General features: G+C 33.9%; 16 protein-coding genes and 1 pseudogene. 11 read left to right on the top strand and 6 right to left on the bottom strand.

Features of this window, described 5'->3' with window-relative positions; all coding sequences use genetic code 11:
* Positions 1–30: 30 nt before the first annotated feature.
* The 5 genes from QNH24_RS17335 (at position 31) to QNH24_RS17315 (ending at position 5,683) form a co-directional block, all read left to right on the top strand.
* A complete protein-coding gene (locus tag QNH24_RS17335) occupies positions 31–837 on the top strand; it encodes a CsxC family protein (protein ID WP_283868776.1) in 807 nt (268 codons plus the stop codon).
* A 341-nt stretch (positions 838–1,178) separates the two neighbouring features.
* Positions 1,179–2,549, top strand: a complete 1,371-nt coding sequence (locus tag QNH24_RS17330; RefSeq protein WP_283868775.1) for a BC_2427 family protein — start codon at positions 1,179–1,181, stop codon at positions 2,547–2,549.
* Between the two features lie 142 nt (positions 2,550–2,691).
* Positions 2,692–3,468 carry a CsxC family protein gene (locus QNH24_RS17325; protein ID WP_283868774.1) on the top strand — a complete coding sequence of 259 codons (777 nt, stop codon included), beginning with the start codon at positions 2,692–2,694 and terminating at the stop codon, positions 3,466–3,468.
* Between the two features lie 1,256 nt (positions 3,469–4,724).
* The gene (locus QNH24_RS17320; protein ID WP_283868773.1) at positions 4,725–4,847 is read left to right on the top strand and encodes a hypothetical protein; all 123 of its coding nucleotides are present in this window, start codon (positions 4,725–4,727) and stop codon (positions 4,845–4,847) included.
* Between the two features lie 407 nt (positions 4,848–5,254).
* Complete coding sequence (locus QNH24_RS17315; protein ID WP_283868772.1) at positions 5,255–5,683, top strand: hypothetical protein; 429 nt, start codon at positions 5,255–5,257, stop codon at positions 5,681–5,683.
* 185 nt (positions 5,684–5,868) lie between these two features.
* On the opposite strand, the gene QNH24_RS17310 is transcribed toward QNH24_RS17315, so the two are convergent.
* The 4 genes and pseudogenes from QNH24_RS17310 to QNH24_RS17295 all read right to left on the bottom strand — a co-directional run.
* Entirely contained in the window at positions 5,869–6,258 is a 390-nt protein-coding gene (locus QNH24_RS17310; protein ID WP_283868771.1) for a spore coat protein, read from the bottom strand.
* Positions 6,259–6,797: 539 nt separating this feature from the next.
* Positions 6,798–6,977 carry a YjcZ family sporulation protein gene (locus QNH24_RS26330; RefSeq protein WP_430674046.1) on the bottom strand — a complete coding sequence of 60 codons (180 nt, stop codon included), beginning with the start codon at positions 6,975–6,977 and terminating at the stop codon, positions 6,798–6,800.
* A 1,062-nt stretch (positions 6,978–8,039) separates the two neighbouring features.
* Positions 8,040–8,345, bottom strand: coding sequence for a hydrolase (locus QNH24_RS17300; protein ID WP_283868770.1), 306 nt, complete (start codon positions 8,343–8,345; stop codon positions 8,040–8,042).
* Between the two features lie 675 nt (positions 8,346–9,020).
* Positions 9,021–9,347, bottom strand: a pseudogene (locus QNH24_RS17295) (YbaK/EbsC family protein); the annotation flags it as partial.
* A gap of 552 nt (positions 9,348–9,899) precedes the next feature.
* On the opposite strand from QNH24_RS17295, the gene QNH24_RS17290 reads away from it, so the two are divergent.
* Complete coding sequence (locus tag QNH24_RS17290; protein ID WP_283868769.1) at positions 9,900–10,136, top strand: hypothetical protein; 237 nt, start codon at positions 9,900–9,902, stop codon at positions 10,134–10,136.
* Between the two features lie 231 nt (positions 10,137–10,367).
* On the opposite strand, the gene QNH24_RS17285 is transcribed toward QNH24_RS17290, so the two are convergent.
* Entirely contained in the window at positions 10,368–10,700 is a 333-nt protein-coding gene (locus QNH24_RS17285) for a hypothetical protein (protein WP_283868768.1), read from the bottom strand.
* 102 nt (positions 10,701–10,802) lie between these two features.
* Between QNH24_RS17285 and QNH24_RS17280 the strand changes: the two genes are divergently transcribed.
* Both QNH24_RS17280 and QNH24_RS17275 read left to right on the top strand, forming a co-directional pair.
* A complete protein-coding gene (locus tag QNH24_RS17280) occupies positions 10,803–11,237 on the top strand; it encodes a hypothetical protein (protein ID WP_283868767.1) in 435 nt (144 codons plus the stop codon).
* A gap of 414 nt (positions 11,238–11,651) precedes the next feature.
* Positions 11,652–12,215: a hypothetical protein gene (locus QNH24_RS17275; protein WP_283868766.1), complete on the top strand. Its 564-nt coding sequence runs from the start codon at positions 11,652–11,654 to the stop codon at positions 12,213–12,215.
* Between the two features lie 119 nt (positions 12,216–12,334).
* On the opposite strand, the gene QNH24_RS17270 is transcribed toward QNH24_RS17275, so the two are convergent.
* The gene (locus QNH24_RS17270; protein WP_283868765.1) at positions 12,335–12,442 is read right to left on the bottom strand and encodes a YjcZ family sporulation protein; all 108 of its coding nucleotides are present in this window, start codon (positions 12,440–12,442) and stop codon (positions 12,335–12,337) included.
* 596 nt (positions 12,443–13,038) lie between these two features.
* Between QNH24_RS17270 and QNH24_RS17265 the strand changes: the two genes are divergently transcribed.
* From QNH24_RS17265 to mtaB, 3 genes are all read left to right on the top strand, one after another.
* On the top strand, positions 13,039–13,266 hold the full coding sequence (locus tag QNH24_RS17265; RefSeq protein WP_283868764.1) for a hypothetical protein: 228 nt from the start codon (positions 13,039–13,041) through the stop codon (positions 13,264–13,266).
* A 171-nt stretch (positions 13,267–13,437) separates the two neighbouring features.
* Complete coding sequence (locus QNH24_RS17260) at positions 13,438–13,767, top strand: hypothetical protein (protein ID WP_283868763.1); 330 nt, start codon at positions 13,438–13,440, stop codon at positions 13,765–13,767.
* 745 nt (positions 13,768–14,512) lie between these two features.
* Positions 14,513–15,862: a tRNA (N(6)-L-threonylcarbamoyladenosine(37)-C(2))-methylthiotransferase MtaB gene (gene mtaB, locus QNH24_RS17255; RefSeq protein WP_283868762.1), complete on the top strand. Its 1,350-nt coding sequence runs from the start codon at positions 14,513–14,515 to the stop codon at positions 15,860–15,862.
* Positions 15,863–16,081 lie beyond the last annotated feature (219 nt).

Raw genomic sequence — 16,081 nt, 5'->3', positions numbered from 1 at the left:
ATACTAAAAAAATGAAAAGAGGGAATTTTTTTGAGTGAACAATTAGAAAATCAAATGCTACCTTGTCCGGTAACATCAACTGAACAAATTCCATTAACGAATGAAACTACTCCAGTAGTCGCTACACCGCTTACGACACCAACAATTAAAGTTCCAGTTGTACTTGCAGAACCAACACTTCAAATCGTTGTGGAGTCGGATATTACGCTTAATCCTGCAGCAACTGAAATCAAAAGAGTGAAGAAAAATGTATTCCTCAATCAAGTTAAATTAGTACCGGTTAGATTTGCACGTATTGGCAACACTGACTTTTTTAGAGTAACAAGAGCTAAATTATTTGTAGCAGGACATATTCGTAAAAATATCGAATATGCTTCGTCAGCATGTAATGGGGCACTTCGAGATAGAATTGCCGATGTTGCGTTTTCTGGTTTTACAGAGCTTATTTTCCCACAAACACCTGGAGGCACTACTCCAATCTTAGGCATTTCCGAGTTTGCTGAAGCGAACTTCCTGAATGAAGCTACGCAAATGGACGCTCGATTGGATAAGGCTTTCTTCCAAAATCTTGTTAAATATAATGAACAACCATTTGGAGAATTAGTAGCAGCGAACTTCTTTGAGCTTGATTTTTCGCCAATTATAACGTCACCTGAAGGTACATTCAGCACATTACGTGAAAAAATCGTACTGGATCTGACTGTAAAAGTACTACAAGTTCAACAAGTTCGCCTTGGCACTGGTAGCAGTGTAATAACTCCTGTTCTTACAGGGCTTACTCCTCCAGTTAGTCCTATTATTAATCCTCCTATTAATCCAACTACTGATCCTTGTTAATCTTTAATTATTAGAGAATCAAAATAGATAAGGGTCATTTAAGGGTACGCATAAAAATCCAATATTTGAGTTGGCAGTCGATAGTTCGATTTAGTCGAATTTTCAACTGCCTTTTTTGCTATTAAAAATTTTTTTCTTTTTCAATTTTTAAATTGCCGTGTGAAACAACGTGCTCAGTGACAAAAGTAAAAGTTAAGCATAGTATGAATTGTAATAATAAGTACAGTGAAAAGAATACGCGTTATATTATGAAGTAGAACTCAAATCCTTAATATATAGAACAATGAGGAATTATCGACCAATACACCTTATTTGTCAAAACATTTTTTGGGAGTGAACGAATGAAAACTCCATGGATTAACTTTAGAGGGATGAAGGAAGTATCCTCCAAGCAAAATAAATACACGAATTGGACGTATCAAACTAAACCATCTCATTTAGATTCTGCATGTGGTGAAAATGATGATACAAAAAAATTAGATGATACCAGAAATGGGGAAGAATCTAGCCATGAATTACTAATTTCTTCAAGAAATAATGTTGAAGAAGAAACCAATCCCCCTCCTGATAACGTGGAGGTTGATGAATTGGATCCAGTGGAAGAGCTGAATTTAGCATTACTTATTCCTTTAGAAACGGATATTGAGGAAGAAATCGATCATTTTTCCGATACTGAAATAGATGATGAAATGAATCCAGTGAAAGATCTAGATTTAGTAACCAATTTAGATTCAAATCATGGACTACTTATTCCTCTAGAAATTAATGATGGGGAAGATGTCCATGCTCTCCCTGATCCCGAAGAGACAGAGGAAATGAATTCTGTAGAAGAACCGAATTTAACATCTCAAGTAGACCCTAATCATAAGATATTCAGTCAATCTGAATCCAATGGTGAGAATAAAAATGATGAAGGGGAAAACCTTTCTCCACCTTTTCCTGAGCCTGTGCAAGGAGAAGTATGTTCTTTAACCCAAAAAAGCTCATTTTCTACATATGTTGAAATTAATGATTTTCTCCATGCTCCTATCTGTGGTGAAAATGTTCAAAATACATTTGAATTTCTTGATTTAAACAATAAACTAATTCCCCAATTTGAAACGAAGCTATTTCATACTATAACGGATTATCCTGAGCAGCCGGATTGTCGATTGGCTCGCTCAAAAATTAATAAAATTGTATGTTTAATGAAAACAGATATCCATCCTAAAAATAATCAGAAAAATAATCTGCCAAAATCAGTTGTAGTCTCCTTACATAACTCACAATCAATTCAAAAAGGTGGAGTAAATAATCATTCGTACAGTACCGAAGATTTTATGCATATTAGAGTTCCAGTTGTAGTTGGGGAATATAAAATCGAAATATGTCTCGAAGAATTTATTATATTTGAAAAAGGAATTGTGGAGGTTAAAGATATCTCGAGTGAGGTAGTACTAACCAATTGTAGATTCGTACCTAATCGTTTTTCCAAATCATTAGGTAATGGTACATGTACAGCATTAAATGGGAATTTATTTATAGAAGGTTATATTCATCAGAATATTGAGTATATAAGTTCTCATACCGGGGATGAAATACCTGTACAAAATAAAGAATTTATTCATTCAAATCAATTGTGCCAAAATATAGTATTAGATTTAATCATTCATATGTTTCAAGTACAGAAAATACAGGTTAGTATGGCAAACAAGAGTCTAGAGGATAATTGAAATCTTATATGTTAGCTCAAAACCCTTTTTAAAAATCAGTAAAATACTAGTATATACGTCCATGTATAGATATAACCGCTACATATTCTAGTTATATAAAGAGCGCTCTTTAATACTAAAAAAATGAAAAGAGGGAATTTTTTTGAGTGAACAATTAGATAATCAAGTTAGTCAATTCGAACCTTGTCCGGTAGCATCAACTGAACAAATCCCATTAACTAGTGAAATTACTCCAGTAGTTGCTACACCACTTACGACTCCAACAATTAAAGTTCCAGTTGTACTTGCAGAACCAACACTTCAAATCGTTGTGGAGTCAGATATTACGCTTTCTCCTGCAGCAACTGAAATCAAAAGAGTGAAAAAAAATGTATTCCTAAATCAAGTTAAATTGGTTCCAGTGAGCTTTGCACGTATTGCGGGCACTGACTTTTTTAGAGTAACAAGAGCTAAATTATTTGTAGCAGGACATATTCGTAAAAATATCGAATATGCTTCGTCAGCATGTAATGGGGCACTTCGAGATAGAATTGCCGATGTTGCGTTTTCTGGTTTTACAGAGCTTATTTTCCCACAAACACCTGGAGGCACTACTCCAATCTTAGGCATTTCCGAGTTTGCTGAAGCGAACTTCCTGAATGAAGCTACGCAAATGGACGCTCGATTGGATAAGGCTTTCTTCCAAAATCTTGTTAAATATAATGAACAACCATTTGGAGAATTAGTAGCAGCGAACTTCTTTGAGCTTGATTTTTCGCCAATTATGACGTCACCTGAAGGTACATTCAGCACATTACGTGAAAAAATCGTACTGGATCTGACTGTAAAAGTACTACAAGTTCAACAAGTCCGCCTTGGTGCTGGCAGTAGTGTAATAACTCCTGTTCTTCTAGGACTTACTCCTCCTACTAGCCCTTAATAGTTTTAAATTTTTGAGAAACACAACAAATAAAAATATTAGTAGTGCAAATCATGGCCAAGGTTTGTACTACTATTTTTTTATCTTCATTCAGCAAATGTTTTTTGTATCGAAAGCATAGCGGCAGATACAGAAGACTCCCACCTCTACAGGTGGAGAGATGAATGCGATTTTGGTTCCTTTTCAGTGGGAGTCCAAACACCTACTGAAATAGAGGAACTCAGGCTAAGAACTTCACTTCCTGTGAAAACGCCTGAGTGACCAACATCATGTTGCTGCCGCTTACGCTTTCGCACAAAAAACATCTGTTGGCCCAAAGCCTCCGGCGGATGTCACGGATTTTCAAAGGAATGAATTGTGCGCACAATTCAAAATCCGGACGCAATTACGCCAAGGCGAAATTGATATGGGACTAAAAAATGTTTGATTTAAAATAAGACCACCTTCACACGCTTATATAAAAGTTTAGTATGCTGGGTCGTATAAATATAGAGGATAAATACTAATCATTAAGATAAGCCTAGCCAAATCAAAAAATAATTAATTGTGCGCTAGTGAATTTTTTGTAGAAACGGAAATAACAACAATGGCAAATCCTCTAATTCCCTTAATAGATTCCATCAAGGAAATGTTTCAGTAGCTTTTTGCAGATCAACACATGTAGTGGGACCGTTTTCTTTCAAAAGATCCAGTAGGGTACATTCATAATTTCAGTACTGTATCCGTGTTGGAGCAGTTTTATTTGTAAAAGAGGCTTGTATGCAAAGGTATGTGTGATGCCATTAAAATGCGAAAATCAGTTAAAATTACTTGGCTATCTAGTTCTGAAAAGCTTGAGTTCCACATAGCGTACTTGATGCATCTCTTTAAAAGGTGCTGTGTATTGTAACAAAGGCATCACTTGTTTTGGCATTGTTTTTCTTCTAAACGCAATCTAATAATTTCGCTTTCTATTTCCTCTAGTTGTCCTGAAGATCACGTTTTTGAAAGATTTAATCCTTTTGACTGATACTTCCCTCCCTAAACGATTATAACCTCCTTTAAACATGTTAACGCTTTTTCATACTCTTTGCTTTTTCTTTTTAAGGGAAATTTTATAATAATGACAAAATACAAAAATAAAAATGAATGAACATTCAAGCATAATTGACAAAGTATTACAGATTAGTTGCCTCCAAATTAGAAGCGGCATATGAAAATTAAGGTGGGCGAGGTACTAAATCTCACTAGAGTTCTTTAGAGAAAATTGCGAACGTGTGAAATCGGGTAATGGCTTTGCTGTCGATTATTTAGCAGCACTTAATTTAAGCCAACGTCAAGGAAGGATGATTGTTATGGCAAAAGCAAAAATAGGAGATGCCAATGAATGGGAAGATTAAAAAACTAAAGAAATATTGGCAGAGGCATTGTGCGTAAGGTTTTGAGTAAATCAGTAATTGTTGATATTGATGGCACGTATGACGGCTACAGTAGTTTCACATAAACGCTACAAAGTAAAAATGAAGCGTAAGGGGTATTAGGTAATGTCGATTGTATAACTGAGTATCTTCGATTCCGACATAGGTATTGAAAGCAATGATTGTATATTTGAACAATTAAAAATTTGCAAGATGGACAAACAATGCAAGTCCAAGATATGCAGATTACACGTGACGCGAAATTTTTCATTGTCAAAAAAACAACGGAATTTGAAGAATTGTTCCGTAATATACATTATTGCTACAAATTTATAAATAGCAATCTAATAAATGACCAAGAAGCGGCAAGGGAATGAAGGAGGTAAAGCATGTTAGAAGTCATCAAAAGGAAAATGGTAAAAACACATAAAGAGCATGAATGCTTTGCTTGTTTGGAAGTAATCGAGAAAAGCTCAGATGCCGTATATGTAACAGTAAAGCAAGATGAACAACATACACGATTTCACCTACATGGTGATTGCGGTATAAAAATTAATGAAATTCAGTTGGTTGTTTATCGTGGCTGTGTTAAAGATATGCCAGCGATAAAAATGTGTGAAAAAGTTTGCTGGACTTGTGGTCATTTTGCTTTTGGTTGCTTTGTAACAGGTGAATACAACAATACAGTTCAAGTAGATGGCACATGCGATAAGTGGTGTCCACAAGGCACACAAGGCACACAAGGCACTGTAACAGACTTTGGCTATGATGATGGAAAAAATGAAGAGTGGTTAAAAGATGATATGTCTAATCTTTAGTTGAAAGATTTTGTGCAGTAAAACGGAGGGGAATTTATGAATAAAGATAATTGATTTGTTGTCTAGTAATAATTAAATCGTTTAATTTTGAAGTGTTAAACATGCATAAATACCTTCAAAAAAACAAGCAGCCAATAAAATTGGTCGCTTGTTTTGTACCCTTACATTTAAAAGGGCAATAACATTTAGTTAATGAAATTTTGAGGAATACATTCACGAACACCAGAATTTCTCAATGAGTTAAATAAAGCTGCACTGATTCTTAATAAAACATTGGTATCAGTTCCATTTTCTAAATCATAGATTACAAAGTATGCATTATCAACTGTAAAAATACATTTTCGTTCTAATTCAAATCCAGGTGGTACAGGAGGAAGGTTAAAACGTGGTACAACTATAGGTGTATCTCCTTCATCTCTGATAAAATTGAAAGTTTGTTGGTCAATCTCATAGATATTAACTGGATCAATCTCCACACCTTTATCTGGCACTGTAATTTCATCCTCAACTAATAGGAAAAAGCGTTCGTTTCGAAAATTGAAAAGACTTCTCGAGCCAATTTCAAATGATGCCATTTTATATTCACCTCCTTTCTATATAATATTTTATTCATATCGAATACAGTTGTTTAGACAATAAGGAAGGTGGAGTGGAGATATAGTAAATATTATTTTTTCAATACTTATAATTAGCCATGTTGTTTCTAGAGCGAAGTCAATCCTATAGGGTACTTTTGAGTAAAGTAACTACAAAAGGGTCACTTGGGATAGAAGTGCCCCTTAGTAACAAGATTCGGAGGTGTAAGCTAAATTAGCTTTACATTACTATTAATATGTCGTGATAGCTATATATGTATAGTGAATTGCCTGTGAAATAAAAAAGGCGTAGCATCGTAACACGCTACAGTAAACTAATGAACAATATGAAGAAATTATAAAAGGGTCGCCAGGCTGGGGGCGACCCTTTGGTCATATCAGAAGTGTATACGGCTGATAGATTAGCAATACACCACTATTATGATAGTTTGTAGAAGGGGTTATGGGAATTATTTATAGTTGCCAATAATGAAGGCACTAACCTTCTTTTCATTTTTTACACTAAAAAAATATAAATATTAATAATCTTTTTGCATGAAAGTAGCGCCAACAATAATTAGAAGTATAAATAGAACAACGATTAACACGAATGTTGAACTATTATCCTTACCATAGTCCATGCAATAACCCTTGCCATAGTCATTACCATAGCCGTTGCAACAACTATTATAATTACCTACATTACCAAAGTATCCCATTTAGACCTCTCCTTTCTTAAGTTTATTTTATGTATTTCGTTGAAAGGAAAGGGGTATTTCGTCTAATCAATCGTTTTTTCTATTTAATCAGGTTACGTATTTTAGGAATAAACAAAAAAGGATCACTCAAAACGAGAGTGACCCTGAGTAACAAATGTGGAGGCCGTGACGGTCAACCAGCGCCACAGCAAGTGTGTGCGATACACTCAATATATAGTGTCTGCAAATTAAGAATACCTATACATTAAAAAAGCCTCAGCGTTTGCAGACGCTACAGCTCGTTATGCCATTTCCAACCGGTGAGGGCTGTAAGTTTTGAGACATTTACCGTTGACAATTGTCACGTATTTCTTCTGCTACAAGTTTTACTTTTGCCAGAGAAGACGTAAAAAAGAGTAGACACAAACAAAGGATCAGAATAGAAATTATCACATTCCTAATATATTATTATTAAGTCATATTGTTAACAGGAGGATAAAATGGGAAAATTCTCAACACAATTTCTAAAAGTTTGGCTAGCCATCCCCAGATGGTTCAGGATGTTCATTTTAAGCGCTATTATCATATATATTTTATGGTCTTATTTTATTAATGGACTAAAAAATATTTTCAAACTAGACACAACATCACTAATCATAAGTCTAATAGCATCTGGAATCATATTATTAATTTTCGAAAAAAGTTCAGAAAAGAAATAATATTTAGTATTTACATCTAATCAAGAGGTGCTTTTAACAAAATAACCGAGCACATAGAAAAGGTTCAAAACGTATACTCAATTTGTACGGAATTATTCCATACGTTTTACGTAAAAATATTCTGAGGTAAATACGACATAAAATATAAAAATAAGACAGGAACTAGTTGAATTCATTTCAGAATGTACAGTGGATCAGATGAACATTTATGAACAGTTAACTGAAGGATCTTACATAGAATGTATTGTTTATAAAGATAAGGTTTATCTCAACCTAGAATAAAATACTGAACACTTTGAAGATCAGAACTATTAATAGGGTCACTTAGACGAAAGTGACCCTGTAAGGAGAGCCCTTTTCTAACTTAGTCTGCTTCTATACGGATTGCTTGAATATCTTGACAGTCCACGATAATTGTTGAACCAGGTTCTGTTTCTGGATCATTAAAGAATGCACAACAATTTTTTTGATCAAAGGAAATAAAAATAACATCTTCTATAATCTGACCGCCAAATAAGAAAAGATCAACTTCAGTCTGAGTTTGTAAGCGTCTTAATTGATTACAAACACAACCTTTACAGCGATGGTGATCTTTCTCGTGATGGTTTTCCTTTTCATCACAAGAAAAACACTTTTTCCGGTTATTATTAACATTTCTGTTAATGCTCATTTTCAAGACCTCCTCTCAAGTGTATTAAGGTAATACTAACCTTACACTACTAATTTATGATTTGAAAATGAGAACGGATTGGCGATTTGACTATTAAACATATTAAAAAAACTAATATAGGGTCACTCGAAAGATCTTGTTCAGTAAAAAAGATGGGATTTCCCATCTATGTATACTACTTATCTAGCTTGTTGTATATATTTCTTAGAATCTCGTTACGTTCCTTCTGTAAGTTAATGGATTTAACCAAAAACCAAATTATAAATACTATAGGTAAAAGGAAAAATAATAGTGGCAATATACTGAGTCCACTGAGTAAAATATCCATATTTGATGAATTCATTATGTTTAATGGCTCTTCACCATAACTTGTGGTTGACTTCCGCTCCGCCAGTGTGCTTTCCAGGGGGCGTCCGATGAGCCGCTTCACTCGCGCTGCTCGCTCCAGTCAACTACTATTACAATTAAAAATGTCAACCACATCTTTTGGTGATGAGCCTGTTTAATCCCTCTTATGGATTATTATACCATATCAATGATTAGTAGTTATGTAAAATTAAGTATGGTGAATTAGAAGAAAACAAATAAACAATATTAGGATCGTGTCAGAACAATATTGTGCAGCATAAAAGGCAAAAACAACCGTCATTTTAAACGGTTGTTAAGAGTTACTATTTACTTGCTTACTTTAATAATAGTACCTTGATTGATTTTTAATAAGTCTTGAACATTTATTTTAACTAAAGAGTTTTCGGAACCCCCATCAGTATATACGTAATCCATATTTGTCACTTTTGGATCAACTAAAAAATTTGCTTGAAAACCAAAAGAAGGAACTCCACCTGGTGGGAAACCTGTACGTTCAATAATTTCAATTCCATTAGCAAGTCTAGGCTTTTCTATATTTAATGATTTTGCAACACGAGTTGTACTAGCTCTATTGTTTCCTTTTACAATAGCCACTATTAATTCATTATTTGAGTCAATCATGCAAATATTTTTTACAAAATCGTCTTCTGAGCCATTAACTGCTTTAGCGGCTTCTTTTACGGAGTGACAAGATTGATTAAATACGAAGTGTTTGCTTTTACATTATTAGAGCTTAAAAATTCCTTTACTTTAGTTTCATGCGAATTCATAAAGGTCGCCTCCTAATATTTTTATTTATGTAAATATTAGCACAATAAAGTAAATATTAAAAACACTACTGAACAATTTGAAGATTATGTGTAGCAAAGTAAGGGGTAGTTTCCTTGGATTTGTTTTTTTCAAAAGGTCGTTGCAATAAGTGTTTACAAAATAAAAAAGTATTGAAATTCAATAGTCTAAAAGAAGCAAGCGGCTTTGTAAAAATGTTTAATGGACTTATGTAATCATTCGAATTTTAAATAAACATACAAAGATTGCATGAATTAATCACCTATCTTGTATATTTTTTTCTAGTAAAAATAAGCACACAGCAATAAACAAATAAAATTAAATTTAAAATAAAGAATATTACAATGCCAATTTCAAAATAAGCATAAATCGCAAATAATATTGAAAGATTAACTAATGCAACAAATGCCAAATAAAACAATTATCGTTCCTAATAGGGATGGACAAGGTTGGCTACATGGTGTGAGAACAATGAATGTTGATTGGAGATGCCATATTTGTGGAGAAGAAACGGGAAATCCTAAGTTGCAACAATTCTGTGAAGAAGGCAAATGGTATTCGGTCCATACGTGGGTAAAACCTTGTGGGCACATGGCAAAGTATTTGAGGAAGGCGACTATTATGGGGAATTAAACTGAAAGAAAATATTTAAGGGTCACTACGTTTAAAGTGACCCAAGTAACAAAAGTGGAGTCTGTGACGGTCAACCAGCGCCACAGTAAGTGTGTGCGATACACTCAATATTAATTTGTACAAATTAAAGTTACCTATACATTAAAAAAGCAGCAGCGTCTTTACACGTTAGCTCAGAATTGGTTACCCTTTACGGTTTGTCCTAAAGCATTATATCACAGGTTAACAATATTACTTTAAGAAAACTTCAAGGCTTGGCATCAATTTATCAAATGTGGTGGTAAATTTAGCTTTCATGGTTTGGTCAACGTAACCTAAAGAATCAGCCTCGTTCATATTATCTCGAAGTAATACAAGGGAATGATGTAAAATACGTAATTCGTCAGTTGTAAATGAAACTGAATTATTTTCGAACTTCTCTTTAAAAGTCGTTGCTGATCTTTTATAAAGGGAAGCGGTTTTATTTTCATCAATTAATTTGTAACCAAATTTTAAAAACTCATCGATAGCAGCTTGGATAACATCTTTATCATCTGGAGTAAGTTCTCCTAAGAAGTTAGACATACTATCACCTCCTGTTAGAGATTATTCTAACCAAATTAAAAGATTGAAAATCAAGAAATGTAATATGCAATTCAAAGAAAAACAAGAAAGGCAGGCCAGCATATGAAATGGTTACAGGATTACCAAATATTAGAGGATGAAATCACATACCTTGAACATAGTTTGATTCGATCTAAAAATGAATTAAAAAGATGGGTACATAGTGATTTAATAAAAATTAAATTAACTTCTGAAAGTCATGGTGCTCAATTAGAAGAAATAATTGAAGCTACTGAACGTGAATTAGCACATAAAATGAATGATTTGGAAAATATGAAAGAGTTAATTAATTCATTCAGAGGATTAGATAATCTTATATTGTACAAACATCATGTGGAAGGTAAAACGCTTATATCCATTGTAGATGAGTTAGGGAAAAGTCCGAATTATATCTACAACAAACACGCTCAAATTATAAAAATGGTTAAGTATGCAAAAAAAGTAAATCCTACTCAAGGAATAATTTCCCAACTTAATATAATGTTAAGTTGTAATTAAATTATTGAACCTATTGTATAATCAAAATATGATAGTAGTATCAAAAAGCGTACAGAAATACGCCAAGTAAACGTCTTACAATAACAAACAGGTTGCTTGTGCCTGTGTCGGAAACAAGTAATGTATAACTTCCATTAATTCAGCAAGAGGCTGCACAAAATTGTAGTGTCTTTTGTGTAATTAGAATAGGTATTTGCCTATGTTAAATGCCATATGTAGGAATAGGATGTTAGAAGTGGATGCGCAGCCACTAAAAAATTATTCATACACATTTTTATATCCCTTTGTTCAAAAGACCACTAAATAGTGGTCTTTTTTTTTAACCAATTAATTATCCTTAAAAGGATATAGTCAATCGTCTATTTCCTTTATCCTTCTTAGAATAATGTAGTAAAAACAAGGAGGAGGAGAAAAATGAGTTGTAGAGGTTGTAATCAAGGTGGTCACCATGGAAATAAATGTGATGATTTTTGTTGTGAAAAAAGCAAGTGTCTCTTTAGATTTAAGGTTCCATGTCAAAAGGTAGATATGAATGGGATGGTGCCGCCTCCAAATGGTGGAGGCCAAGTACATGAACTTTATTTAGCGTCAGACGAAGCGCAGCCACCTAATGGTCAATTTATTGGTTTAGGAACTACATCTGCAACATTCCCACGGAGTTCAGTAGTTATACCACAAAATGCAACTATAGTAGGAATGGTTTTTAGCATTAGAAATAATACGTTACCTGCTAATGCTACAGCGTCAGCTGAGATTGTATTAAGTAGAAGTTGTGCTTTCTCTGATTCACTAATATCAACAGGGGTAATCGCAACCGTAACAGGCCCTAGTAGTACCGACATTCGAAACTGTTGTGCTTCAACAACAGCAAACTTACCTGTGAATAAATGTGATTTATTATCTGTAAGAATTACAGCAACGGGAGGAGGAGCGTTACAAGAAGGAGTTGCTGTGACAATTCTTTATACGGTTCCATAATAATAAACATTAATGAATTAAAAAGGCCACACGGAGGATAGTGACCTTACTAAAGATTTGAAGGTGTAACGGATAAGTTTCCAAATAGTTATGAGCATTAGATGCGGTAGTATTGGTTATTAATAACGGATGAAACTAGCGCCGACAATAATCAGAAGGATGAAAAGAACTACAATTAGAGCAAATGATGAACCAGAGCCATAACCATTACCATAATTTTGCGACATAATAATTTCCCTCCTTTCTATGTCTATAATATGCATAGTTGTAGAAAGGAATTGCGATATTTATCTTAGGATGGTCTTAGAAAAAGATTTAAAAATAGAGATACGCTATCAAGGGCATAACGTTAGGTGATAACTAAAGTCACGCCTGAAAAGGTTAGCTTTTTATTATGAAAGAACAAGTAAATGAGACTACTAAATTGGGTAGTCTTATTTCTGTTTTATTTTTCTAGTAGTGACATATCATTCCGTACGTATTATGATTTATGTTGTAGGCGGTGAAATAAATGAGTGTGAAAAACAAAGTAAAATATTCTAATATGGTTACAGTAATATCTATGTTAGTATCAACTTTCTTTTTTATAAAGTTTGTCCTAAGTAAAGGAATTGAACAAGTACATTATTTAACATCAACATTATATGTAGTAGCTATCGTAGTGTCGATTATAAGCTTTGTAGTACATTGGAAGACTAAACAGGTCATTAAGAGAAATGAAGGTCATGCCTAACTAGGTGTGGCTTTTTATTGTTCTTCATATTTCTATTGATTACTTCAATCCCATTTGTCCCATTATATAGGTAGATGGGGGTGTTGGTTAATGGATTATGAATATAAAGTAAAGTTTTACTTTGACGAAAGACGCGAAGAAGAATATAAAATCAAGTCTAATATTGGACAAGAAACATTTGCAGAAGAAATTTCTAATGGCTTCAATGAGAAGTCATGGTATTCATTTACTGAAACAGAAAATTATAAAACGATATTAATTAATACCAAAAATGTTTATAAGGTATCGGTAGTGCAAGATATAGTAGAATTTGATTAATCCAATGTATTAAGTCACATCCAATTTTGGAGTGGCTTTTTATTATGATGAGACAGTGGCGGAATAGGTAGACGCAATGTAGTGGTGTAGAGAAAAAGTAAATAACTTACGACTGAAATGTAACAATGAAATAATCTAATAACGGAAGAAAAGCACTAGGTATGCGAAATTGTGAAGCGAGTATTCACAGCCTATGGATATGCCCAGGAAGCTGATTATGAATTAGCTGGGTTTAAAAGAACATGGTTTTCCAATATTGTTTTAATTGATATGCCTGACCATATTCAACAGTCAGAACAAATTATTGCGGATATCGAAAAAGAAATAAAATCCCAAAAATTGAATGTAAAGGATATTGAAGTGACGACTTTTAACTTCGAACATCGAAGACAAGATAATCGTTGGGCATATATTTCATCTGATATTTATGATGCAATGGCTGGGAAGTCGACTTATCAACTGACTGGGCTATCCTATAAAGTGAGGAAAGGACACTCCTAGGTTTCAATAAAAACGGATTTTAATCAACCACCTTCTGAAGAAATAATAAAAGTAATTGAAAAGGCTGTTCAAGATTACTTAGCATTACCGGAAACGAAAGAGGTAATTCAAGATGACAAATATACCGTTCAATTCCTATTGAAGAATGAAGAAGAATCGTTTATTAAAATAACAAACTAAATATAAACCAAACACTTTATTAATTGGAGGTCTTTGGTATTTAGTTATTTTTATACTCAAACCTACAGATCAATATTTGAAGCTTTTTAATTTTTTGATATTCAAACAATTGGTCGCGATTGTTGAATAAGCCTCGCTGTTCTTCTTAAACTCCCATGAAAGAACGTAAAAAACTTTCATTTTCTGTGGTGTAGTGTTGATTTTGCGCTACATGGATGGCTAACGGAGTGCTTTAGTTGAAGAAGAAAGGATTATAACATATTTTATATGACTATTATGTTATGCCCTTTGATTTATCTATCTTCTTTCAATTTAGGTCTTGATAATTCACATGATTTTAGAATGTAGTTTGCTACTATTACTTCTGTAAAATTCTAAAATACTAATGAGATAACTAAAAATTAGAAAAAAATGACCACTTCATGATGAGTGGTCTTTTAAATCTTAAAAGTATTGATTTTAAAAGGATTGTGTTATTATAGTTCACGTATCTAAATTAAGTACATTAAAAAATAAAAAGTTAAGAAACACAGTGTAATGTGATGTTGAAAGGATGATATATATTATGAGCTACGAGCTTCCGAAAACCGTATCTCTATATACTCTAGGTTGTAAAGTAAACCATTATGAAACAGAAGCTATTTGGCAGCTGTTTAAGGAACAAGGCTATGAGCGTACTGAATTTGATCACCAAGCAGACGTTTATGTCATAAATACATGTACTGTAACAAATACTGGAGATAAAAAATCACGTCAGGTAATTCGTCGAGCTATTCGTCAAAATCCTGATGCTGTCATTTGTGTTACAGGTTGCTACGCTCAAACGTCTCCAGCAGAAATAATGGCTATTCCTGGTGTAGATATTGTTGTAGGAACACAGGATCGTACAAAGTTACTTGGCTATATTGATCAATATCGTACTGAACGACAACCAATTAATGCTGTACGCAACATTATGAAAAATCGTGTCTATGAGGAATTAGATGTACCTGCATTTACAGACCGTACACGTGCATCTTTAAAAATTCAAGAGGGCTGTAATAACTTCTGTACTTTTTGTATTATTCCATGGGCTCGTGGGTTAATGCGTTCCCGAGATCCTAAGGAAGTATTGCACCAAGCACAACAATTAGTGGACGCAGGCTATCTTGAAATTGTACTAACAGGCATTCATACAGGTGGCTATGGACAAGACTTAAAAGATTATAACTTAGCGCAGTTACTACGTGATTTAGAAGCGAATGTGAAAGGCTTAAAACGCTTACGTATTTCTTCAATTGAGGCTAGTCAATTAACAGACGAAGTCATTGAAGTTTTACGTGAATCAAATATTGTTGTTAATCACTTACACATTCCAATCCAATCAGGTTCAGACACTGTTTTAAAACGCATGCGTCGTAAATATACAATGGAATTCTTTGGTGAGCGCTTAACAAAATTACATGAGGCATTGCCAGACTTAGCTGTTACTTCTGACGTCATTGTAGGTTTCCCAGGTGAGACGGAAGAAGAATTTATGGAAACGTATAACTTTATTCGAGATCATAAATTCTCTGAGCTGCATGTATTTCCATTCTCTCCACGTACAGGAACACCAGCTGCACGTATGGAGGATCAAATTGATGAGGAAATTAAAAACGAACGTGTTCACCGCTTAATTGCATTAAATGACCAGTTGGCGAAGGAATATGCCTCTCGTTTTGAAGATCAAGTTTTGGAGGTTATTCCAGAAGAGTTTGTTCATGATGGTAGTGAGGAAGAAGGATTACTAACAGGCTATACAGATAATTACTTAAAAGTAGTCTTTGAAGGCCCTGAGAGTCTAATTGGACAGCTTGTGAAGGTGAAAATTACACAAGCAGGATACCCTCATTCTAAAGGACAATTTGTGCGTGTGTTGGAAGCAGTTAAATAAATAAAAGGATTGCCTTTTTTGATAGGGCAATCCTTTTTGTTTTGTGAAGGGTAAAAGCGCAGAGCGAGAATTATAGTAAGCTGATCGAAAAGAGAATGAAGCAGAGCGGAAATGAGGGGAAGCTGATCAAAAAAAGTATGAAGCAGAGCGAAAATGAGGGCAGGCTGATCAAAAAAGTATGAAGCAGAGCGAAAATGGGAGAAAGCTGATCAAAAAAGA

Origin of the sequence: Lysinibacillus pakistanensis, assembly GCF_030123245.1 — a bacterium.
Taxonomy (GTDB): domain Bacteria; phylum Bacillota; class Bacilli; order Bacillales_A; family Planococcaceae; genus Lysinibacillus; species Lysinibacillus pakistanensis.
The sequence above is the reverse complement of the archived record's forward strand: the minus strand, read 5'-3'. Positions and strand labels throughout refer to the sequence as shown.